This window comes from Polyangiaceae bacterium (assembly GCA_016715885.1).
Classification (GTDB): Bacteria; Myxococcota_A; Polyangia; order Polyangiales; family Polyangiaceae; genus Polyangium.
Window position 1 is genome coordinate 163,594 of sequence record JADJXL010000023.1, and the last position, 23,252, is coordinate 186,845.

The window sequence follows — 23,252 nt, forward strand, 5'->3', positions numbered from 1 at the left end:
CGTCGCGCGAGTTTCTCCTGGACGTTGGTCCGGGCACGCGTGTTGCCGGGACGCATCGCCAGCACGGGCACAACTGCCACCGGAGGGACCACCATGTTCGACAGCGGCTGGACGATTTTTCGCGTTCGCGGGATCCCCGTGAAGTTGCACGTCTCGCTCCTCTTGTTCCTCCCATTCGTGGCGTACGTGGCTTCGAGCCAGTTTCGGTATGTCGGGAAGGTGGTGGGTTTGCCGCTCGACGACCTATGGCTGCCGACGCTCGCCTGGGGAGCGATTCTGGCCGTGGGTCTGTTCGTGTCGATCTTGCTGCACGAATTGGCGCACTCGATCGTGGCCTTGCGTGGCGGTACGCCCGTTCGATCCATCACCCTCATGATGCTTGGTGGTGTTTCGCGGATGGAGCGTGACGTGAAGCCCGAGCGAGAGGCGTGGATGGCGTTTGTCGGTCCGCTATCGAGTCTCGGGCTTGGCTTGTTTTGCGGCGCGATGTACTTGCTGCCGTTTCCGATGGAAGTGCGCGTCGCGTGGCTCGTGCTCGCGATGATCAACGTCGTTCTGGCGGCGTTCAACCTGCTACCAGCGTTTCCCATGGACGGCGGCCGCGTTCTACGAGGTCTGCTCACGCCACGTCTCGGTCCGCATCGCGCAACGCGCGTTGCGGTGACGGTGGGAAAGTTCATGGCCGTACTTTTTGCGTTTTACGGCCTCTTGTCGTTCAACGTGCTGCTCGTGCTCATTGCCGCGTTCGTGTACATGGGCGCGATGGGCGAGCAGGCGCGTAACGAGCTGCGACACGTGCTCGAAGGAACGATGGTGCTCGACGTGATGACCGATCGCCTAGGGGCTGCGCGTGCAGACGAACCAGCGGGCGACGTGGCCAGGCGTCTCTATCGGGAAAACCAGGAAGGCGCGCTCGTGATCGATGGACGTCACAACGGTTTTTCCGGGCGTGACGAGCAGGAGGATCACGTGCTCGGTGTGGTCATCGCGAGTGATCTGGCGAAACCCGAGCTGGTGAAGGCACCCACGGTGCCGGTGGGAGCTGCCATGCGCAAGGAGCTGCCTCGCGTTCACACGAGAGACGACGCGGCAGCGATGCTCGACACGCTCATGAGTGGAGATGTCGATGCAGTGCTCGTACTCGACGACAGCGAGCACATCGTCGGGCTCGTGACCCAAGCGGACATTCAGCGAGCGATGACATTTTTAGGAGCGATGTCGCGCGATCAGCGGACACCACCAGGATCGCGTCCGCAGCGTTGAGAAGGACAAACCCACTCAGGTCGACGATGACATTTTGGGGATGAGCAGGCGCATGCGCGCGCCACCACTGGGAGCATCGTCGATCTCGATCTGCACGCGCACGTGGGCGGCGACTGCAATGGCGGCGATGAGCGTAATCCCCGTCGGCCGCCCCGTTGCAATCGCCTCGAAGTTGCGGCTGAGCACGCCGTCGCGAGCCGCAACGGGCACGTGTTGACCCGCGTCGTCGAACGTCAGGGTCCAACCTTCTTCGTTTTCGGCGAGCGTCACGACGACTTCGGAGCCTGGCGGCGAAGCATTCACGGCATGACCGAGCAGCGCGTGCATCAGCACCGAAAGCGCACCGATCGGCACGACTTCATAAGCGTTGGCTGGCGCGACGACGTTGACCTTCACGTCGTGCCGTGCCGCTCGCCCCATGTCGTCGCGAACGACTTCACGGAGCGCGTCGGCGATGTCCGCATGACGAGGCAGCTCGCCGATGGGACACGCACCAAGCCGCGCCAGATCGGACATCGTTTCCGATGCAGCCGTCACGTGACGCATCGCGCTCGACACGACTTCGCCCACTTCGTCCTTGCGGTCGCGAAGCGGCAAGAGGTCGCGCGTAATGGCCGAAAAGATGCCCCGCAGCTCCAAGCCGAGCACCCGCGTTCCAGCCACGAGCGCCACGACCGCGTCGCTGCTCACGGGCTCGATCGATGGGCTCGCAGGCATCTTCGACGAGCTCGCGAACATCGCTGCGAGCTCACGTGCGTACTCTTCACCCTGCTGCTGCGCCGCTGCGAGCTCGCGCTTCAAGTTCTCGAGCTCTTGGCGCTGCCGATCGACATCTGCAGGCAGCACGAGCGTTTGCATCGACCCGTCGAGCTCGAGGTGACCACCGTACTTGATGGCCATGCGCGACAGCCATGACCGTTCAGTCTCGAACGTTGCCGACTGATCCGGTCCTAGATGCGCGCTCACGCGTACTTCGTCTTTTTCGCGGCGAACGCTGAGCTCGGCGCTGCCTTGACCCTTCGCGGGATCGCCGGTCTGGCTGATGAGGAGCAGCAGCATCCGACGAAGCTCGCTCTCGTCGCCGAACACCGTCGTGCCTGCGCCCATCTCGATTTGCACGCGCGCCTCGGGAGCCAATTCCCAAAGCAGCGCGGTGACGTCGACTTTGCCTCGGCGGCCGCGTGGCGACGTCGAATTCCCGTGAAGCGACGCAAGCAAGTCGACCGCTTCGTCGAGCTTGTTGAGCGTCGTTTCTACGACGGCGGAATGATTTTCTTCGTTTGGAGCACGCACCGACTCGGGTGGTCCCGATTGGATGATGACCCCATCGCGAAGCTTCTTTGCCGCCGTGCGGGCTTCCTGGGCAAGGAGCCACGTAAGCTCGTTGCGCGTCAATCGATCGCTGGTCACCCGAACTCCGTCCTCTGCGCTGTCGCTTTCGGCATTGCGCGCCCGCATGATGCCAGAAGCCATTCGCCCCTGCTACGCTCTCGATCGTTCGCCCCGCTTTTCTGGTCGCAATCCAGCTCGATTCGCCCATGAAACCATCGCAAATCACGCCTGTGCGGGCTGGATTGGCACGGCTCCTGCGTGCTCTCGTCCCGCTCACCGTCGCCGCTTGCGGCCCATCGACCGCACCAAGCCCATTCGTCACCGATGCCGGACCCGATGCATCCGGCTCCGACGGCGGTATGCCCGAAGGGGGTTTGTCCGAGGACGGCGGACCCATCGACGACACCCTCGGTGGCCCCTGCAACGACGACTCGCAATGCGACGACACCATCCCGTGCACCGTGGACACATGCGACACCACGATCGAGCGCTGCCGCCACAGTCCCGACGATGCAACCTGCCAGAACGGCCTCTATTGCGACGGCGTCGAACAGTGCGATCCGAAGCTCGGATGTCGCATCGGCGTTCCTGTCGCGTGCTCCGACGGCGACGTGTGCACCATCGATACGTGCGTGGAAGCGACGGCCGCGTGCACGCATGCCCTGCGCGACGCCGACCTCGATGGAACGCCCGATGGCCACTGCATCGCGAACGGCGACTGTGACGACGACGATCCCAGTGTTGGACCGCAGGTAGCCGAGGTTTGTCAAAACGGAACCGACGACGATTGCGATGGCGCCGTCGACGAAGGTGACTGCGCTGCGCCTCAGCACGACGGATGCCTTGATCCGTTCGTCATCCAAGCTCCAGGCGCCTATCAGCTCGACACGACCGCCGCGAAGCTCGACTTTGCCGCCACGTGCAACGTGGCCAATCCAGCCGGTGCACGTGACGTCGTTGCAGCCATCGTATTGCCTCCCGGCCCTCCGCTCGACGTCCAAGTCTCCGCCAAAACGACGAGCGGCGACGTCGCCATCGCCTTGCTTGGTCAGTGCGGCGATCCTTCCACGGAAATCGCTTGCAGCGGATCGTACTTCGCTTCGGATGGCGGCCGATTTGCCAAGTTCCGCGCGCGCAACCTCGGCGACCCCGCACAACAAGTCGCGCTGCCGCTCTACGTCTTCACGGACATGGGCGTCCCCGTCGTGCTCGAAGTCGCCTTCTTGCCGCCCGAGCCAAAACCCATGAACGAAACATGCGGCACGGCTGTGGACATTCCTTTCGACACGCCCGTGCTCGCCGATGTCGTCGGCGTCGACAAGGACGTGGGCACGGTTTGTCCTGCTCTAACCGGAGACTTGCTCTACAGCTTCACCCTCGACGCACCTTCCAACGTGCACGTCTATGCCAACTCGATCGACGGTGACGGCTGGCCCGTCGTGTCGCTGCGAGATGCTGCGTGCGCACTTCCCGAGAACGAAATCACCTGTCAGAGCGCCGAGTCCGTGCACGTCTTTCGTCACGAATTGCCCGCGGGCCTCTATCACGTCGCCGTGTCCGCGAGCGCTCCCACGGTCGTGTCGACGACCGTCGTCAAAGAAGCACCAACGTCGCCGCTGCCTGATGAAACGTGCGTCGGCGCGCCTCTGCTCGAGCCCAACAAGACCATCGACATCGACTTTCAGAACCGCCAGGACGACATCGACGTTGGTTGCGTTCCGAGCGCCGTCGACGTCGCGTATCGGCTCGATTTGCCCGTCGCATCCGACGTGCTGCTCGTCCAGCGCATATCTCAAGGTGACAGTGCGGGAGTTTCGCTCGACCAACCCACGTGCAAAGACGCCATGGATCTTTTGACGTGCGGTTTCGCGGGCCAGTCGCCCGTACGCACGCGCAAGCGCAACGTGCCGGCGGGTGAATACCGAGTCGTTGCGGAATCGACGCTCGGCGTGCCCACGCAGCTCACCGCCTTCGTGCGAAAGACGTCGCCGGCGATTGTCGTACCGTTTGCAGACGGCTGCGCGGATGTGCTCGACATTCCGGCCGCGGGAGGGTTTTTCCAGGGCAATACCGCGAATGCCACGCCCACGTTCGAGGCTGGGTGCGATCAGGCCGGTGGTCCTCCATTCGGTGCGCGGGATCAGCTTTTGCGGCTCACGTTGCCCGCGAAAAAGCGCGTCGTCCTCGATATGGCTGCATCCGCCTACACGACGCTGCTCGACGTGCGCAAAGGGCCCGATTGTCCGGGCGTGGAGGTTTTTCAGGGCTGCGCCGTGGGATATGGGCAAAACAAGAGCTTTCTCGATTTGACTCTGGATGCGGGCGTATACTTCATTCAAATCGACGGCCTCAATCAGGACGCCGGCCCGTGGTTCCTCGACGTGCGTGTCGTCGATCCGCCGTGACGATGTCACGACAAGGATAGAGGATATATGAAAAAAGAATTGGTTTGGCAGGGTTGGGTGTTGCGAGGTTTGGTCATTTCGACAATGGCGCTCTTGCCGAATTGTGGTGGTGGGCCGCAAGCCGTTCCGGCCACGAAGGCAACGCAATCCATGCCCGTTCCGGATGATTTGCGCAATGTTCGGTATTGCGAGGTCATTCCCGTGTTCAAAGACGGGACGACGCTGAACGTGGAAGTCTACAACACGCTCGGATTGAATGATTGTCCCGCGGAGGCCTGGCAGAAACTCGACGCCGAGAAAATGGCCGAGCAATACGGGGCGAAGGTCGTCAAACTGAATGGGCCGCGGTATTGGGTCATCAACAAGCTCGTGGGAGGCGGGGCCACGGCAAGCGGCAAGGTGGCTGATTTTGGCGGCATTCAAATGGTTTTGCGGGGAACGCTGCAAACCAAAATTTGGGAGGGCTCGGTCGGCGAAAAGCTATATACGCCGAACGAAGTGCATCGAACCACGGTGTATACGTACCGCGCAGGAAATATGGTGTACGAGCTCGTGGCTCCGAATGGCGACGTGTACATGATGCAATCGTACGCGCAGCTTGCGGACCCCAAATTGACGATTGCGGACCTCGAAAACATCGGCAGTCGATTGAAGCTGCCGCAGGGCTGGACCTATCGCGCCCGCACGCTCGATGCCGACGTGCAGCTCGAGGCAAATGGGCTGGCTTATGTCATCAATGACGACCTTTACAACGCGTACCAACGCGTGACGGGGAATGCGTCGGCGAAGTGAGCTTCGTGATCGGTGCGCTTGGCGTGTTGACGAAGCAAATATGTTGGCGTTCCCGCACTGATTCATCTATGTTGCGAAATCGGTCGTTCCTCGGTGGTTTCTTATGGATGTGTCCCTTGGTCCTGGAGACGTTCTTCTAGGGAAATATCGTATCGAGCGAGTGCTTGGCAAAGGCGGCATGGGCGTCGTCGTCGCTGCGCGTCATATCGAGCTCGGGCAGCCTTACGCCATCAAGTTTCTCTTGCCTTCCGTTTTGACGCACCATGAATCGCTCGAGCGGTTTTTGCGCGAAGCGCGTGCTTCCGCGCGACTGCAAAGCGAGCACGTCGCGCACGTGCACGACGTCGGGCGCATGGAAAACGGCGCGCCTTACATGGTCATGGAATACCTCGACGGCTGCGACCTGAAAGCGCTCGTGTCGAAAGGTGGCCCGTTGCCCGCGGATGTGGCCATGACCTACCTTGCCCACGTATGTGATGCCATCGCCGAGGCACATGCGGCGGGCATCGTCCATAGGGACCTCAAACCGGCAAACTTGTTTTTGGTTCGCAGGCGAAATGGGAGTCCTTGTGTCAAGGTGCTCGATTTTGGCATCTCGAAACATATCGGCACGGAAGAAGTCGACCTCACGGGGACGAACATGACGCTCGGATCCCCGCTCTACATGTCGCCCGAGCAGATATCGAAGTCGAAAACGGTGGATACTCGGACGGACATTTGGGCGCTCGGCGTCATTCTGTACGAGCTTCTCACGGGCAAATCGCCATTTCGAGGAGGCACGGCGCTCGAGGTCGTGTCGCGCGTTTTACAAGAAGAACCAATACCCATTCGCGAACTATTGCCAAGCGTACCGGAACGTGCCGAATACGTGATTGCGCGCTGTCTTCGCAAGCGCCGCGAAGAACGATTTCACACGGTCGAAGAACTGCTGGCGGTGCTCGAAGGGCGAGAGACGGGCGCTCTATCGTCGCAGTCGTCCGTGATTGCGCGAACGGCCCCAGAAGCGTCGACCAGCGCATCCAGTCGAATGCCTCCCGGCGAACCAACATCCGTGGCGTTCGGCCAAACGGACAGACAAACCATCCAAAAGAAGGCGAATCCGGTGGTCTTGGCAGTCGCCGCCGGCGCCGGCGTCGTAGTCGCAGGTCTCACTGTATTTGGAGTGCTCGCATCGAGAAATGAGCCGGCTGCACCCGCTGCGCCATCGGCGCCTGCGCCTGTCGATACAGCATTTGTTGCGCCTTCTGCCGTGGTCGTGGCTCCAATTCCCGATAGCGACGCAACGGCGCCCGTCCATGGGATTGTCCAAGACGCCGGCTCTTTGGAGGGCGGCGCGCCGAATGCGGCGCTGGTCGAATCGACGGCAGCGCCAGAAAAAGCTCGACCGGCGCCAACCACGACGGCGCAGGCTCCCAGTCGCGATTCAGCACCACCGACAACGACGAAGAAAAAACGAAGCGCACTTTAGCGCATGCATCAGTGAGGGGTGAATGGGCAAGTGTGTTTGGCAATCGGCGTTGTTCGTGATCGCTTTGATGCTCCCGCCAAGGGTGTCGAATGCTCAGCAAGCCGATTCGCAAGCCATCGCTGCGGCGCAATCCTTGGTCGATGAAGCCAGTGAATTGATGGATGCGAACAAGTTCGCCGATGCTTGTCCAAAGCTCGAGCAAGCCGCGAAATTGGTGCCCACAGGCGTTGGAGCAAAGCTTGCGCTCGCGGAATGTTACGAGGGCCTCGGGCGTCTCGCGAGCGCGCAGGGACAATATTTGCAGGCGGAAGCATTGGCGCGCGCCGCAAAGGACCCGCGCGTCAAAGAAGCAGCATCGAAAGCAACCAAGTTAAAAGCAAAACTCGCAACGATGACGTTGAAGATACCCGAGGCATTACGTAACCTCGAGGGCGTGACGTTGACGTGGGACGAGTTGTCGATCGATCAAGCGATATGGGGAACGCCGATACCCGTCGACGTAGGTAAACACGCCATCGAAGTGAAAGCACCCGGTTGGAGGTCGTGGAAGGAAGACGTCACGATCGACGCCAATGGTCGCGCATTCGAACAAGCAGTGCCGAGCGGAAAAGCTGCCCGAGGAAAAGCCCCCCCCCTCCCTGACCGCCCCCCACGACGGGGATGCCCCGGGGGTTTGCCCGGGGCGGGGGGGGGGGCCCGTGGAGCGCGCCGGCGTTGGCCATTGCCAGGTTCGATGCGAGCAATGCCGAAGGCAAGTGTGATGCGAACAATCTGTGTAACGCTACCGGCGTGTCGTTGCGCAGCGAATCGCTTGGATTTGCGCGAGCGTCGACGGTGATGATCCCCGTGGGCATTGCATTCGCTGGTGGAGGATTGGCTTTGCTCATTGCGTCCATGCCTTCCAAAAAGAAGGATGATTCGGAAAAGGTGGGCGGCATTCGATGGCAGTTCGAGGCAGCTCCGGGTGGAATTGGAATTCGAGGGGTGTGGTGATGCGTCGTCGTGCAATCTTGGGAACCGTCGCCATTGCGCTGTGGGTGGGCGGCTGCGAAGTCATCGTTGGAATCGAGGAAGGCAAGGTCGGGTATTGCACGGATCCTTCGAGTGGCGTCACGAATGTTATCACGGATGATGGCAATCCCTGCACGGTTGGCAAATGTTTAGGAAGCGGGACTCTGCACGAAGTTGTTGAAGATGGGACTCCGTGCGCGCTTGGTGAGAATGCAGGCGTCTGCCAAAAAGGTATGTGCGAGCTCGCTTGCGGGCTGAGTTGCAGGTGCGCGTCGGATGCCGAGTGCCCCTATAGCACGGCATGCGTGACGTGGACGTGCGACGAAAACAAGCAATGCAAACGCACGGACGCGGAGGATATGAAGCCGGTCGATACGGCCGATCCGAACGATTGCAAGAGGACCGTTTGCATCAGTGGCGCGCCACAGCTCGTGAATGATGAGAATGATACGCTTCCGGATGTTCTCGGGGATTGTAAAGTGCCGACGTGCGTGAACATGACGCACTCGACAATGCCCAAAGACGACGATTTGCCTGCGGAGATCGATGGCGATTGTCAAAAACCTGCGTGCAATAACGGAAACGTCGAGAGCGCTGCCGATGATGCAGATGAACCCACCGATACCGAATGTATCGATAGATATTGTGCCGATGGGGTCCCCTCGCAACAGCCCGCTCAAGTAGGAACGGTCTGCTCGACGGGAGTATGCAATGCTGTAGGCGCATGCGCTGATTGCTTGAACAGCCTTGATTGGGGCCAATGCGGTGGCGGAGCATGTCCCGTAAAATTGTGCACTGGGGAACCTTGCAGCGGCAATGATTCATCCTGCAAGAGTGGTAACTGCGTCGATGGTGTCTGCTGCAACGAGGCATGCACGTCGGAGTGCAAGAGCTGCAACCTTTCCGGATCAATGGGTGCCTGCGCGAATATTCCATACTATCAGGATGATCCCTCGTATGGCGCGGGGATGGCCTGCGAAGTTGCAGTCGCAGGCTCGAAATGCGACGGCAATGGCAAGTGCTTGCGGATCGTTGGAGCCGCGTGCTTACAAGATTTCCAGTGCATCAGCGGCAAGTGTGATACCCTTACGATGAAGTGTCTGGGCGCTCCCGGAGAAATTTGTGCTACGTCCAGCCAATGTGTTTCCCAAATGTGCACAATGGGAGCTTGCCAGTAGCTTCCAAAATCATAGGCTGCACCTAATGGGGCGCGTACGCGTCGAGGTCGGTCGGCATTGGGCGCTCGAGCCATGCGTTGCTCGGGCTCTCGCGAGCCGCTGATATGGCGCTCTCCAGGCGCGTCAAGGCGAAGAGCATTGCCGATGCTCATGGTTCGGCATTCTCGTATGCCGAAAGTTTGCCCAGGTGCAGTTTTTCTTCTGCACACCCCGTCGAGCCGTGGTAGAGTCAGCCCATGTCGTCCGCGAACCGCAGCTATGCCCCGGGACCGTTCACCGCCGACCAGATTCGTGCCGGGGACCCTTACGAGCTCTCGAATGGGCACCCCATCTACTGTTTGCCGACGGGGCGGCGCGGCGGACGCGCGAACTTGACGGGCGGCAGCGTGCTCGAAACGGATCCGGCGGTCAAATCTGCTGGCGTCGATGTTGGTTTTTCCGACAATCCGAAACATCTGCGAGCTCCGGCCGTTTCCGTGGGAGACTTCGAGGACGCTCCCGGATGGGCCACCGAGGCTCCGCCGCTTGCCGTGGAATATGCCGATCGCGGTCAAGACGAAGCGGACTTGCAAGCGAAGATTCGTGAGGTCTTCGAGGGCGGTACGCAGCATGTCTGGATCGTGCGTCTGCATGGACCGCGACGCGTCGAGGTCCATACGCGCGACATGCCCATGCGGCTTGCGCGTTATGGTGATGTGCTCACCGCCCCGGGGATCTTGCAGAATCCGGTCCCCGTCGAGGCGCTCTTCGATCGCGAGGCCGCCCATGAAGCCACGTTGCGCAATTTGTTGCAACGCAAAGGCTTCGCGAGCCTCGAAGCCGTCCGCGAAGAAGGCAAGCTCGAAGGCAAGCTCGAAAGCAAGCTCGATTCGCTGCACCAAATACTCGTCGCGCGAGGGATTGCACTCACGGCTGCGCAACGTCGCAAGATCGACTCGGAAGAAGACATGTCGGAAGTCGATGCTTGGATCGCCAAGGCTCTGGTCGTGACGAGCGCCAAGGAGCTCTTCAAGGGTCGCTCGTGACGCCGTAACCAATAAATGCTTGCCTCGCCACGGTTTCCTGATTTATCGTCCTTGGACAAGGAGGAATCATGCTGGCGGGACCCACATCTTCCATTCATCTCATGTGCCGCGCCATTGCGCGAACGTGCAATACGCTCGAAGTTGCGGCCAAGGTCGATATCGATCGCTCGGACGAGGATCGCGCTTTTTTTGCCGCCGAAGCTGAAAAGCTGAAGCCAACGCGCGCCGCATTGCTCGGCAAAATACGCGCTATGCAGGACCATGAGCTGGGCGTTGGCGACCTCAATCAAAGCGCCGTGCGCCTTGGCGACGAAGTCCTCGATCGCGGCGTACGCGCCGGCAATACGCGCACGAAGCTCGGCCTGAAAGGCAAAAGTGGGCTTGGAGCGGACCATGCATTCGGCAATCGAGTCGACAATCTGACGGAAGCGCCGCATCGGCAGGAACCGGCGCTCGTTCGGGATGCCGTCGCGCGCCTCGATGATGTCCCCGATTTCGATGACAAGGCGAAGGTGAAGGCAGATTTATTGACTCGCGTCGAATTGCAAGAGGAGCTTCTTGCAACGCGTGACAAAGGCGACGCGGAGCTTGCGAAGCTCGAGAGCGAAGCGGTGAAGCTCGTGGTGGATGCCGCCCACATGCTTGCGCAGACGAAAGCGGCGCTCGATGGCCGGTTCCCGCGGCAACGTACGTACGTGTCGCGCTTCTTCTTGGACGTGCTCCCAAAGCGTCGGCGTGGTGACGACGATGACGACGGCAGCGGTGGTGCATCCGGCGCGTGAAGCGTGGAGGGAGCGTTGTGCCAACGGATGTCCGTTGGCACGACGCTGTATGCTAGGCGGCTCCGCCTGACGTCCGTTGGCGCGAATGAGCAAACCAAGTTGTGCCAGCGGACGACCGGGCGCGTGGAAGTGCAATGCAGCGGCCACCGCCGGACGCCCGTTGGCGCGCATGAGCAATGCAAGGAGCGCCGCCGGACGTCCGTTGGGCGGGATGTGCAATGCAAGCGGCGCCAGCGGACGTCAGGCGGCATGAATATGCAATGCAATGGGCGCCAGCGGACGGCAGTTTGCAGGAGTGAGCAAATGGGCGGGCGTTGGCGGGCGGATCGAGTGCGTGTCGTAACGTCTCGGCCATAGTTCGCCACGACATCAAGTCGCACCACTGCGACGAGCGTTGTCTGAGAGTGGTGCTCGTGATTGTGCTTGTCGTACCGCTTAAGGGCACTTGCGAACTGCAGTTTTTTGTCCACCGGATACGCGTGTGCTACATGTGGCCACAGCAACGTCGCTGAGGCGAGTTGGGAGATGGCTTCGTGAAGTTCGAGTTCCGGAATTTGGGTACGATCAAAACGACCATGCTCGACTTGCGCCCGCTCACGGTGATTATCGGGCCAAACAACACGTACAAGACGTACCTTGCCTCTTGTGTGCATGGTTTGATGCGCGAGCTGCAATCGTATGCACAGCTATTCAGGTCCAAGGAAGCAAAGCGTAGAGATTCCATCGAAATCCAAGATGTGCAGCGAATTTGCGATTCGGTTGCAACACAGTTCTCTCGCCGCCTCCCGGAGTATTTCCAAGACACGCGTCGAAATATTTTCAAAACAACGAGCGTGGCTCTGCAAATCGACGACAGAGACCTTACGCAGAAATTCAATACAGTAAGCGGGTTGAATACCGAGACCTCGAATGGCTATTCAGCCGTCATGAGGGTCGCTTTGGGCGAGCTGTTCCGTCAACCCCTCTTCCTACCCGCGGAGCGCAATGCATTTATCATCACGTACAAGATGCTCAGTGCTCGGCGATATCGTGTTCTTCGCACTTGGCAGCGACGCCTGGGTGATTTTGACTTCTTGCTCGAAGAACCACAAGCTCAAGAGGCGCGTGAACGCGAAGTTGCTCTCCTTCGCGAACAAGGGGACATCCGATATCCGGGCCCGATCGAAGACTTTCTCGACTTCTTGACCGACGTCGAGCTCGAGGCCGCGCGCATCAAAAATGACGCCAAAAGCCCCTTCGGTAAAATCGCGGCGGCCATCGAAACACGGATTCAATCCGGACATCGCACGTCCTACGAAGCCACGGTATTGGGAGGCCGCGAGCTCGCGCTCACCGTGAGCGATCAGGTACGCATTGATCTGCACAATGCATCATCATCCGTGAAACAGCTTGCTCCACTGCTTTTGTACTTGCGATATCGGGCGGCACCACGCCAAACGCTCATCATCGACGAGCCCGAAATGAATCTTCATCCCGAGGGGCAGGCCAAACTCCTCGAGGCTCTTGGCATGCTCGCCAATCTCGGAGTCAACGTACTACTAACGACGCACAGTCCGTATTTCATGGCCCATTTACAAAACCTCGTCGCCGCAGATAGGAAATCGGTGGCGCGCAAGAAGCGTCAGGCCAAACATCTTTACATGGGAGACCCGGCAGCATTCCTCGCCCCGAATGACGTGAGCGCCTACGAAATGAAATCTGAAGGCCTAGCGTCGCTCCAAGACCCCGAATATGGCATTCGCTGGGACACCCTGAGCGACGTCTCTTCCGAGCTTCAACGAAGATTCTTTGCCATTGTCGAGGAGCCCGAGGGCCGTGGCAAGACGAAAAAATGAATCGAGATCTTGGCGCCACGAACAACGTGACCAGGAGACGGCCGAAAGGCTGACGTTTCTCGAAAAGCTCGTATTGAGGGTTCTGCAGACACGTCAAGTGCCGAAGGAAAGCGGTGTGCAGTTCTCGATTGGCTCGAAAGCAAAAGACGACGGCATTTGCCTCGTATTTCAGGTCGACGATCCCCGCGTTCCCATTGTCGAGCACGGACCGCGGCCGGATTACCTCGTCGTGTACGTATCACGACTGCAGTGCATCTTCACAATCATCGAAATGAAGGGGCGAGAGGGAAAGAACACCGAGCATGGGATCGATCAGATTCGTGCATTCGCAAAACTTCTGCGTGAAGAAATGGCGCAATGCCTTCCTGGGTCTTGGCGTCGAGCGTTGATTCAACGTGTACTGCTCACACCGTTCAACTCGCAGATCAACCTAAAGAAAATCGAGGAGGCCAGGAAAGACAAGGTCGAGATTCTGCCGCTGCAATATCATCATCAGGCAGAATTGTATCGGTACATCTCGGCGCCCGTTTCAAGAAGCACCAGATATGCCCATGAAAAACTGCCGCGAGATGCCTCGGAATTCAATCCCGTCGAGAAGCTGATCGCCCATGGAGCGCTTGGAAAACGAATGCGCGACGCCTTCTTCAGGGAACGGCGTGGTGCGGATGGCGATACGTTTTTCCTGAACTTTCGACGCCCAGGCGATTCACAACAGAACTATTTCGCCATTTCTGCAAACTCGCGAGATGCCGTCGTCGCGTTTCCCGAAGCTGCGGTGGACTACTGCCGGGAAGTGAAGGGACACCTCCAAGATATAGGGCTCACCTGCCCGACGTTGCAATTTCGCTAGGGCGACAGCGGAGAGCGGGGGCGTGAATGAGCAACAGGGCGAGCGCATTGGGTGGCTCGAGTGCGTGTAGAAACGTCTCGGCTATCAGCTCCCCACCCCTCACATCACGCCACTTCGTTTTTTTGCTTCCGCGATCTGCGTGAGCAGCTCCACCATGCGCGGTGGTGACAAATCCAGCGCCGATGCACCCGCCGCTCGCGCGGCCCCGGGCATCCCGTCGATGACGTACGAGTTTGCCGATTGCGTCACCGTGAGCGCTCCTTTTTGCCGCAATGCAAGCAGCCCGCGCCGGCCGTCGTCACCCTCGCCATGCTGATCCGTCTTGCTCCGCGCAACGTCGACGATCATGTCTTCGCGATGCCACGCGATGTGATCGCACCGCGGGATCGTTTCCAAGTATCGACCTCGATGAGCCGTCGCATGCCATGGGCGGCCGTGCTACGGTTCGCCCGCGAGCACGTCGAGCCATGAAGATCTCCTACGCAACATGCGATTTCGCGGCCCTCCGGAAGGAAGGCGCTTTTTATGTCGACAAGACTTCGTTCATTCCGCGGCTCGAAAACGCTGGCAAATACCTGATTTTCTTGCGGCCGCGAAGGTTCGGCAAGACGACGCTGATCAGCACGCTCGAAAACTACTACGACATTGCTCTGGCGGGCGAGTTCGACGAGCTGTATGGCGGACTCTGGATCCACGAGCATCCGTCGCCCGAGAAAAACAAATACCTCGTCTTGACGCTCGACTTTTCGCCCGTTGCCTCCGAGGGATCGACCAACGACATCCGCAAGAGTTTTGCGTCTCAGGTCAAGGCAAGCATACGGTCGTTCATCACGCGCTACGTGAAATTCGTGCCCGAACTGTCGACGCTGGCCGCAAGGGTCAGATCCGACGACGAAGATACCGCGGCGATCATGACGGACCTCTTGACGGCAGTCCGCGACGCGGGTCATCAGGTGTATTTGCTGATAGACGAATATGATCATTTTGGCAATCGGCTCTTGTCCGACGGATTGATCGATACGTACCAGGACATCGTGCGTAGCGCGGGGTTCGTACGGAGCTTTTATGCAAGCTTGAAAGCGTTCACGCGCCAAAGCACGCTCGCACGTTTGTTCATCACGGGCGTGTCGCCCATCATGCTGGACGACTTGTCGAGCGGGTTCAACATCATCACGCACGTATCGCAGAATGACGATTTGAATGCCATGGCGGGATTCACGGCGACAGACGTCGAACGAGCCATTGACACGATGCTTCGGGACAGACCCGAGCTAGCGGCGGATCCACGCATTGGGGATCGCAAAGCGCTGCTGGAGACGCTGGAGCGGTATTACGACGGATATCGCTTTTCGAGGCGTGCGACGGACAATATGTACAACTCGACGCTCGTCCTCTACTTTCTGCGTCAAGTCCTCATCTCGGGACATTACCCCGATCAAATGCTCGATTTGAACGTCCGCACCGATTACGGGCGCTTGTATGGCATTGCTCGAAACACGAGCGGTCAACCGCTCGGCACACGGGAGCTGTTGGAAGAGATTCTGACGAATGAATCGGTCACGAGCCCGCTGGTGGAGCAATTCGGCACCAAAATGCTTTTTGGCCGAGCGCAAATCGTGTCGCTCTTCTATTACATGGGGATGCTCACCTACGCCGAGGATGCCGCCACATTGCAAACACCAAAGCTCGTGATTCCCAATCGAGTCATGCGGACGTTGCAATGGGAATACATGGCGATGGCCCTGGCCGATCACGATGGTTTGCGTATCGATCACAGCTATATCGAAACGGCGCTCGGCAAGATGTCCGTCGATGGGAACATTCAGCCGCTACTCGATACGTTCCACAAGCAGGTTCTCACGCGCATCAGCAATCGGGATCTCATCCAATTCGACGAGAAAACGATGAAGCTGATGTTGTTCTCATTTTTGGCGCCAAGCAATGCATTTTACTTGATGAGCGAAAAGGAAGTTGCACGAGGATATTGCGATTTGCTGCTCGCGCTCCGAGGTAATGCGTCGGCCGCCAAGTACGCGTGGATCATCGAGGCGAAATACGTGAAGACGGACGCGACCGACGCGGATATCGAAGACGCAGTTGCAAAGGGTTTTGCGCAGATCGAGCGGTATGCGGCGGACGAGGATCTGGTCGAGATGCTGACCTTGGGCAACCATTTACGGGCGGGGGTATTGGTGTTCGTCGGGGCAAAAGACGTGCTTTGGCGGGGGTGGACCAAAGCATAGACAACGCCTCATCCACCCCCTCACATCACGCCACTTCGTTTCTTTGCCTCGGCAATCTGCTTGAGCAGCTCCACCATCCGCGGTGGCGACAAATCCAGCGCCGATGCACCGGCCGCTCGCGCGGCTCCGGGCATCCCGTCGATGACGCACGAGTCTGCCGATTGCGTCACCGTGAGCGCTCCTTTTTGCCGCAATGCAAGCAGCCCGCGCCGGCCGTCTTCTCCCATGCCCGTCAGCAAGAACGCCACGCAGCGCCGGCCCAGCGTCACCGCCGCCGATTCGAAAAGCACGTCGGCCGACGGCATGACCTGCCTGCCAACGCCCGGCTTGATCCCAAGCTCGAGACCGTTCATGACGAGGTGTTTGTCCGCGCGCGCCACGTAGACGTGCCCCGGCTTCGCGCGATCTCCAGGACCGACCACGTGCACCCGATGCCCCGTCTCAGCCAGCCAATCCGCCATTCCTTGCTCGAAACCCGGTACGATGTGTTGACACACCACGATGGGAAGCGGATATGGCGCGCGAATTTCCTCGAAAAGACCTCGCACGACAACAGGACCGCCCGTCGACGCTCCAATGAGAACCGCGTCGAAAGGACCTTCCGGCGTCGGCTGCGGCAACGTTACGGGCGGCGCTGCTGCAGCGGCCTTGAGCGTGGTCGATCTGCGCCGAATGACGCGCGCTTGCGACATCACACGGAGCGTGCGCAAAAGCCTATCGGAAAAGCGATCCCGCTCTTCATTCGACAAACCTTTGGGCTTCGCCAATACCTCGACCGCACCTGCTTGGAACGATTCGAACGTGCGATCCGCGCCGGGTTTGTCCAGTACGCCGCTCAAGACCACGATGGGCCGTGGAGCGGTCGCCATGATTTCTGTAATCGCCTGAATCCCATTCATCAAAGGCAATTCCAGATCCATGAGAATGACGTCGGGATGGTGCGTCTGGGCCAGCTCGACACCCCGCATGCCATCTCGCGCCGGTGGAAGCACCGTGATGTCCGGCGCGCTGCGCAGAATGCCTTCGATATACGCGCGCACCGTGAGCGAATCTTCGACCAGCAGCACCCTCATACCAAATGCACCCTCATGCGGAGCGTCCCAGTCTACCGGACAGGCGCGCGACGACATCGAGAAAACGCGCTTGTTCGAATTCGCTCTTGATGATGTAGGCATCGGCGCCGCTTTCGAGCGCGCGGCGTTTTTCGCCCGAATCCCCGACGCTCGTGACGACCATGACCGGCAATTGCGCGTGCGCCGAACGCCGAATCGCTCGACATAGCTCCACACCATTCATGCGCGGCATTTCGAGGTCCGTGATGACCAGATCGCAATGCGGCATGTTGGCGAGCGCATCCAATCCGGCTTTGCCGTCGTGCGCGACGATCACTTCGTAATTGTCTGCGCGAAGAATGTTGCGAAGCAATGTTCGAATGGTCATCGAATCATCGACGACGAGGACAACACGTTGTCGAAGCGCCGTTTGCGTGGAGGTTGCGCCTTTTCGAGGTTTCGGGGCCGCGGGCATTGCGGCCGTTCTCGACGCGGTGGCGCGTGCAAAAAGCGCCGGCACGTGAAGCACGGGCAATGTCGATCCATCGGGTTGCACCGCCGCGCCGGATAGATGTTGAGCTGCGGCAAAGGCCCGACCGAGCGGCTTGACGACGAGCGTCTGATCGCCCGGCACGTCGTCGACCGTCGCGATGAGGCGCTGTTTGCCCATGCGAAGTACCACCGCCGGCGTGCGGTGCGCGGGCAAAGTCGAACTGGGCAAACCCACGAGCTCTGCGAGTGAAACGACGCTGATGGGACCACTGTCGAGCATGATGGTGTCGCGATCGAAGACCGATTGAATGTCCTTCGGCTCGATTCGAATGGCGCGTTCGACGTGCGTGAGCAGAATTCCGAACGAATGCTCGCCGACTTTGACCACGAGCCCGAGTCCCGTTGAAGCAGTGACGGGTACTTCAATCGTGAAGATGGTCCCGATGCCCCGCTTCGTCGTCATTTCGATGTGGCCATCGAGCGCGCGTACGGCGGCAGCGACGACGTCGAGCCCAATGCCGCGGCCGGCGAGACCATCGGCCGATTCACGCGTCGAAAAGCCCGATTGCGTGAGGATGTCGAGGAGCGCATCTTCGCTGAGCGATTCGTTTTCGCGGAGAATGCCGAGACGAACCGCCTTTCGGCGCACTTGGTCGATATCGACGCCACCGCCGTCGTCGATCACTCGAATCACGGCGCGGCTGTGGGCGCAGTGCCCTTCCAGCTTCACGAGCCCCGTGGGGTTTTTCCCCAGCAGTTCGCGCTCGTCTTTGGATTCGATACCGTGCGTAATGGCATTGCGTACGAGGTGCCCGAGCGCGTCGCGAAGACGCATCATGACCGACCGATCGATTTCGGCGCTGCCTGCTTCCGTGAGAAGTCGAGCATCTTTTCCCGTTTCTCGTGCAGCTTCGCGCACCGTGCGCGCGAAATCCTCGAAAAACGTATTGAGTGGCACGAGGCGCAATTCGCGTATGCCGTCTTCGATGCTCGTGCTCACCGACGAAGATTGCGCTTCGAGCAGGCCGAGCTCACGCGTGATGGTCGTCGTATCTCGCGCAGCGGAGGCGGCCGTTTCGACGATACGGCCGAGCCGAGTCAAGAGCTCGGTATGGGTTCGCGCAAGCATGGTATTGCGGAGCCCGGCGCAAAATACCCCGAACGATCGCAATTCACTGGCCAGATCGCTCGATTGGTCGCGGACATCCATCAATCGTCGAGCGATTGCGTCGTATTGCAAACGCGTTACGACGAGCTCGCCGACGAGCGCATGCAGCGCGTCGACTCTTTCGGGCCGCAAACGCAATAGCTCGGCGCTTGGTTTCTTCGCGGCCGCTGGTGCAGGAGCTTCTTCGACGGGCGCCGCCGATAGGAGGAGCGGTTCGCGAGGCGGCGCTTCGGGTCGATGCCGTTGTACCAGAATGTGCAGGTCTTCGAGCCCGCTGGCGAATTCCGCCAAATGGTCGGCGTCGAGCGGTACTTTGCCTTCGTGAATGGCTCGCATGAGCTCTTCGAGCCCGTGGACGTATTGACGTACATCGTCGAGCCCGACGACGGAAGCGGCGCCTTTCAAGGTGTGCAGCCACCGCAGCATGTCTCGCCCGAGCGTTTTGCGCGTCTGTTCGTCGGCGCCGAGCAAATCATTCAGCCCGACGTCGATGTTGCGCAAAAGCTCGGCTGCCTCCTCATTGAAGGCGTCGATTGCGTCATATGCCACGTCGAATGCCGCCGTCGTCATGAGCTCAAGCCATCCTGTGCTCGGGTGCGCGCTCTCTGGGCTTCGAGAATTGTTGCACGAGCGCCTGCATGTGGTTCGTCATTTCCGTCAGCTTTTTCGCGCTCGCTTCGGTTTGTTGCATCCCGCCGACGGAGCTCTTCGTCGCGTCGTTGATGCCATTCATTGCATCGGAGACTTGTTGAATGCCCGATGTCTGTTGTCTGGATGCATTGGCGATGAGTCGCGCTGCGCCGGCCGAAGCTTCGACTGATTTGCCCAGTATTTCAATGGTTTCGCCGGCGCGATTGGCGAGCGTCACGCCAGCTTCCACTTTTTTCGTGCCCTGCTCGGTGGCGATCACGGCCGAATTCGTTGCATTTTGAATGTCGCCCAAAATTTTGCGCACGCGCGCCGTGGCTTGTTTGGATTGATCCGCCAAACTGCGAATTTCCGCTGCGACCACGGCAAACCCTCGACCTTGGTCTCCCGCGCGAGCGGCTTCGATGGCTGCATTGAGCGCCAAGAGCTTCGACTGTTCGGTGATTTCGTTGACGGACATGATGATGTCGCCAATTTGTTGTGTTTGCTCGCTCAGCGTGACGATTTTTTGCGCGATCGTCTCCACCTGCTCGCGAATTTCGTGCATGCCCAGCACGGCATCTTCGACGGCTTTGGCGCCCGTGCGCGACGCGTCGATGGAACGGTCGGATTCACTGATGACGGCTTGCGCTTTTTCGAGCGTCTGGGTGCTCATGACGTGCAGTTCACTGAGCGTCGTCGTGATTTCGGCAACTCCCGTCGCCTGCTCCTGCGTGGCCGTCGATTGGCTCGCCGTGGCGCCCATGATATCGCTCGACGCCTTCTCCAATTCGGCAGCGAATGACGTGATCGACGAAATGTACGACTCCATCTGCGTCGCTTCCCGGCGCGCGATGGCATCGATGTACGTATCGATGGCGACGCCCATGTCGAAGCAGATGAGTTTTGCCAAGCTTTGGATGGCCGCAATGCCCTTGGGCAGGTCGTCCTTGTAATGTTCGAGGATCATCGGGAAGACCTGGTTCATGTAAATGCAGTATGCCCCGACGTACCATTCCGGCTCGAGGTTGATGCGCTCGTGCGCACGGCCTACGCGATAGCGGTCGCGCAAATAGTCGGTGTCGCATTTTCCATCGAACAATTCGCTGAAGTATTTGGCCTGCGTACGCTTGACGTTTTGAATGTGCCGGTCGGTCAGGAAGTGCACGCGCGTCGACTCGTTCGCGAGGAGATGATCGTAGAACCGATTCACGTGAGCCGTCGCGCGCGTCGCAGCCAAGTCTTTCAGGGCGGCCAGGCGATCGAGGTCCTCTTGCTCGATGAGCAAATATTTTCGTCGCCGTTCGCATTCGGCGGCGAGCTGCTCGCGATTGTCGCTGGCTCGCGTGCTTTGATTGGCCGCAAATAACGCATTCGTGCTCGTGCTCATGAACAACTCCCTCTCGTACCGTGGTCAAAATGCTGAAAAGAAAGCGTCTGCATGGAACATCCGAGGAGCCGAAAGGAGCACCGTTCCGTCTGCCAAAAGGCCGTCACAGATGGCTCCGCGGTCTCCGAAAGTAATGGGTAGCGATTGCACGGATTTGGCCGAATGACGTTCGACGTCGAGGACTTCGTCCGCCGCGAGGCCAATGCGTTCACCTTGGTGCTCGACGACGATGACCCAAGCAGGATCAGCGGCGTCGATGGCTGGCTCCATGAAGGCCGCGAGGTCGTGCAAACTGAGGATTTCGCCGCGAAAATGCAGAATGCCCGGCACGGACGGCGATGCACACGGGATTCGGCAAAATGAACGCAAGGGGCGCACTTCCCGCAATGCCACGAGCGGCATTGCATATTTTGCTTGTCCGCGCCGAAAAATGACCGCATCGGTGATGTCCGTCGCTTGCTCTTCCGCAGCCAGTGCATACCGCGCAGCGCGCAGCCTCAGGAGTTCGTTCTCTTCGGCGGACAAACCACCGCCCGGCGATGATTCAGGCTCCACGAATACGCGCATCGATGGTTCTCCGAAGTTGAAATGCAGTCATTCCCTCGGCATGAGCGAGCGGGGCGAGAGGATCTTCGACCGATTCGAGTGCACGGCGCGCTTCGAGATAACGCACCTCCGCAGCTTGTCGTTCACCGAGCTGGTCGAGGCACATGGCGAGCAAAAAAGGTGTAATGGGGGCTTCGGGTGCCAAGAAATAGGCCCGCCGCGCGGCTCCGAGCGCCGCGTCGCGCAAACCGCCTTCGTCGGCAATCATAGCCGAAAGCACGTACGGCTCGATTTCGAGCGGATGATCGGTCGAAAGAGATTCCAAAGTGGCCAGCGCATCGTCGCGTGCCCCTTGCGCGCACAAGCCTCGTGCAATGGCCAAGCGCTGGTTGAATCGTTCACGCACGGCTGGATCTTCGGGCGGTGGATTCGGCGGCGGCTCGGAACGACGTAACGGAACACGTTTCGGCGGCGATTCGGGACGGAGAAACGAGGGCAAACGTGGCGCCAGCGGCACCGCATTCGCCCCGAGGGTCTCGCCTGGCGGAGGTGGCGGAACGCTCCTCGCCGTAGGCACCGAAATCGTCGTGCCTGCCGCGGGTTTGCGATAATATCGCACAGGCCCTCGATGACATTCGAGGAGCGGCGTATTCGGCGAAGGCGCGGGATCGACGTAGCCGATGAACAAAATGCCCGAAGGCCGCAAACTCCGATAAAATTTCTCGATGACCTCAGCGGCGGCATCCTCGCGAAAATACAGCAAAACATTGCGGCAAAAAATGACGTCCACGTCGTGCGGGAACGGATCCACCATCAAATTGTGAACTCGAAAGTCCACGACATTCCGAATGGGTGAACGAACTTCGGCATTCACCGAATCGATATGGAGCCACGACGCCGTGGACGAAGGATCGACACCCCGCAGCGACCAATATCGGTATCGCCCCGTTTTTGCCCGCTCAATCGATCGAGGACTCACGTCCGTGCCCAAAACCCGAGCGCCCCCAGGATGCCCTGCGAGAAGCGCCGCCAAGCTATAAGCCTCTTCGCCCGTCGAACACCCGGCGCTCCAGACCGATAGCGCACGATTCGGCTCCCCCACGGAACCATCCGCTACGATTTGCGCAAGCGCCCGAAATTGGTCCGGATGGCGCATGAACATGGTTTCGCCGACGCTGCATACGGAGAGCACCCGCGAAACCGTCGCTTCATCCTCGTGCGATACGACCGCAGGAAGCATCGCCAAAAGAGATTCGACCTGCGCCGTTGGATATTTTTTCAGATCAAGACCAAAATGACGGGCGGCAAGCTCCTCGGCTGCACTCAATCGTAATGATTGCTGTCCGGGCACGTCTCCGGATTCAAGTGCTTCCGAGAACATCCACCGGCTCCATGACCGTCATGACTTCATCATCCATGCGCACGATCGTCGACGTGCGCCCGCCACCGATATTACGTACCGCAACGTGTTCGTCCGAAAGATCAATCACATCGGTCACGTCGTCCACGAGCAGCCCAACGTGCTCGACCCCGAGTCGCGCGATCACGACCACACGCGATGGGCTGAGCCGTGCGTCTGCGCCCGCCAGGTCGAATATCGGAATCATTTCGCCCCGAATGTTCGCCACCCCGCGGCATGTGCCGCCGCGAGCGCCTTCGATGGGGGAAAGCGCCATGAGCGACACCACTTCGCGAATGTCCGAAAGACGCATGATGCGCTTCCGATCTTGTATTTTCACCATCACGAAGTGCTGGGACATCGTTTTCGCCCGGTAGGCAGTGGTAGACCTCGT

At 59.7% G+C, this 23,252-nt stretch carries 20 protein-coding genes; 12 read left to right on the forward strand and 8 right to left on the reverse strand.

Features of this window, described 5'->3' with window-relative positions:
* Positions 1-93 precede the first annotated feature (93 nt).
* Positions 94-1,263 (forward strand): site-2 protease family protein, encoded by a 1,170-nt coding sequence (locus IPM54_34095; GenBank protein MBK9264802.1) that lies wholly within the window; start codon positions 94-96, stop codon positions 1,261-1,263.
* Positions 1,264-1,278: 15 nt separating this feature from the next.
* Here the strand turns inward: IPM54_34095 and IPM54_34100 are convergent, their stop codons facing one another.
* Positions 1,279-2,673, reverse strand: coding sequence for a sensor histidine kinase (locus tag IPM54_34100; protein MBK9264803.1), 1,395 nt, complete (start codon positions 2,671-2,673; stop codon positions 1,279-1,281).
* Between the two features lie 128 nt (positions 2,674-2,801).
* Between IPM54_34100 and IPM54_34105 the strand changes: the two genes are divergently transcribed.
* The 10 genes from IPM54_34105 to IPM54_34150 all read left to right on the forward strand — a co-directional run bounded on the left by IPM54_34105 (position 2,802) and on the right by IPM54_34150 (position 13,941).
* A complete protein-coding gene (locus tag IPM54_34105) occupies positions 2,802-5,000 on the forward strand; it encodes a putative metal-binding motif-containing protein (protein MBK9264804.1) in 2,199 nt (732 codons plus the stop codon).
* 27 nt (positions 5,001-5,027) lie between these two features.
* On the forward strand, positions 5,028-5,792 hold the full coding sequence (locus tag IPM54_34110) for a hypothetical protein (protein MBK9264805.1): 765 nt from the start codon (positions 5,028-5,030) through the stop codon (positions 5,790-5,792).
* A 103-nt stretch (positions 5,793-5,895) separates the two neighbouring features.
* Complete coding sequence (locus tag IPM54_34115) at positions 5,896-7,260, forward strand: serine/threonine protein kinase (protein MBK9264806.1); 1,365 nt, start codon at positions 5,896-5,898, stop codon at positions 7,258-7,260.
* A gap of 55 nt (positions 7,261-7,315) precedes the next feature.
* Positions 7,316-8,098, forward strand: a complete 783-nt coding sequence (locus IPM54_34120) for a hypothetical protein (protein MBK9264807.1) — start codon at positions 7,316-7,318, stop codon at positions 8,096-8,098.
* Positions 8,095-8,253, forward strand: a complete 159-nt coding sequence (locus IPM54_34125; protein MBK9264808.1) for a hypothetical protein — start codon at positions 8,095-8,097, stop codon at positions 8,251-8,253. Before IPM54_34120 ends, IPM54_34125 begins: the two co-directional genes overlap by 4 nt.
* Positions 8,253-9,449, forward strand: a complete 1,197-nt coding sequence (locus tag IPM54_34130; GenBank protein MBK9264809.1) for a hypothetical protein — start codon at positions 8,253-8,255, stop codon at positions 9,447-9,449. The genes IPM54_34125 and IPM54_34130 overlap by 1 nt, the downstream gene beginning before the upstream one ends.
* A 236-nt stretch (positions 9,450-9,685) precedes the next feature.
* On the forward strand, positions 9,686-10,474 hold the full coding sequence (locus IPM54_34135; GenBank protein ID MBK9264810.1) for a Uma2 family endonuclease: 789 nt from the start codon (positions 9,686-9,688) through the stop codon (positions 10,472-10,474).
* A gap of 68 nt (positions 10,475-10,542) precedes the next feature.
* On the forward strand, positions 10,543-11,256 hold the full coding sequence (locus tag IPM54_34140; protein MBK9264811.1) for a hypothetical protein: 714 nt from the start codon (positions 10,543-10,545) through the stop codon (positions 11,254-11,256).
* Between the two features lie 533 nt (positions 11,257-11,789).
* Complete coding sequence (locus IPM54_34145; GenBank protein ID MBK9264812.1) at positions 11,790-13,091, forward strand: ATP-binding protein; 1,302 nt, start codon at positions 11,790-11,792, stop codon at positions 13,089-13,091.
* Entirely contained in the window at positions 13,072-13,941 is an 870-nt protein-coding gene (locus IPM54_34150; protein ID MBK9264813.1) for a hypothetical protein, read from the forward strand. Before IPM54_34145 ends, IPM54_34150 begins: the two co-directional genes overlap by 20 nt.
* Positions 13,942-14,040: 99 nt before the next feature.
* On the opposite strand, the gene IPM54_34155 is transcribed toward IPM54_34150, so the two are convergent.
* Complete coding sequence (locus IPM54_34155; protein ID MBK9264814.1) at positions 14,041-14,289, reverse strand: hypothetical protein; 249 nt, start codon at positions 14,287-14,289, stop codon at positions 14,041-14,043.
* Positions 14,290-14,408: 119 nt separating this feature from the next.
* Between IPM54_34155 and IPM54_34160 the strand changes: the two genes are divergently transcribed.
* On the forward strand, positions 14,409-16,184 hold the full coding sequence (locus IPM54_34160; GenBank protein ID MBK9264815.1) for an AAA family ATPase: 1,776 nt from the start codon (positions 14,409-14,411) through the stop codon (positions 16,182-16,184).
* 20 nt (positions 16,185-16,204) lie between these two features.
* Here the strand turns inward: IPM54_34160 and IPM54_34165 are convergent, their stop codons facing one another.
* Genes IPM54_34165 through IPM54_34190 form a run of 6 tightly spaced genes read right to left on the reverse strand, consistent with a single transcriptional unit; the run spans position 16,205 to position 23,219 of the window.
* Entirely contained in the window at positions 16,205-17,257 is a 1,053-nt protein-coding gene (locus tag IPM54_34165; protein ID MBK9264816.1) for a response regulator, read from the reverse strand.
* 13 nt (positions 17,258-17,270) lie between these two features.
* Positions 17,271-19,466 carry a response regulator gene (locus tag IPM54_34170; GenBank protein ID MBK9264817.1) on the reverse strand — a complete coding sequence of 732 codons (2,196 nt, stop codon included), beginning with the start codon at positions 19,464-19,466 and terminating at the stop codon, positions 17,271-17,273.
* Positions 19,467-19,470: 4 nt separating this feature from the next.
* The gene (locus IPM54_34175; protein ID MBK9264818.1) at positions 19,471-20,913 is read right to left on the reverse strand and encodes a globin-coupled sensor protein; all 1,443 of its coding nucleotides are present in this window, start codon (positions 20,911-20,913) and stop codon (positions 19,471-19,473) included.
* Between the two features lie 24 nt (positions 20,914-20,937).
* A complete protein-coding gene (locus IPM54_34180; GenBank protein ID MBK9264819.1) occupies positions 20,938-21,480 on the reverse strand; it encodes a chemotaxis protein CheW in 543 nt (180 codons plus the stop codon).
* On the reverse strand, positions 21,458-22,840 hold the full coding sequence (locus IPM54_34185; protein ID MBK9264820.1) for a methyltransferase domain-containing protein: 1,383 nt from the start codon (positions 22,838-22,840) through the stop codon (positions 21,458-21,460). Before IPM54_34185 ends, IPM54_34180 begins: the two co-directional genes overlap by 23 nt.
* Positions 22,821-23,219 (reverse strand): chemotaxis protein CheW, encoded by a 399-nt coding sequence (locus tag IPM54_34190; protein ID MBK9264821.1) that lies wholly within the window; start codon positions 23,217-23,219, stop codon positions 22,821-22,823. Before IPM54_34190 ends, IPM54_34185 begins: the two co-directional genes overlap by 20 nt.
* Positions 23,220-23,252: the final 33 nt, after the last annotated feature.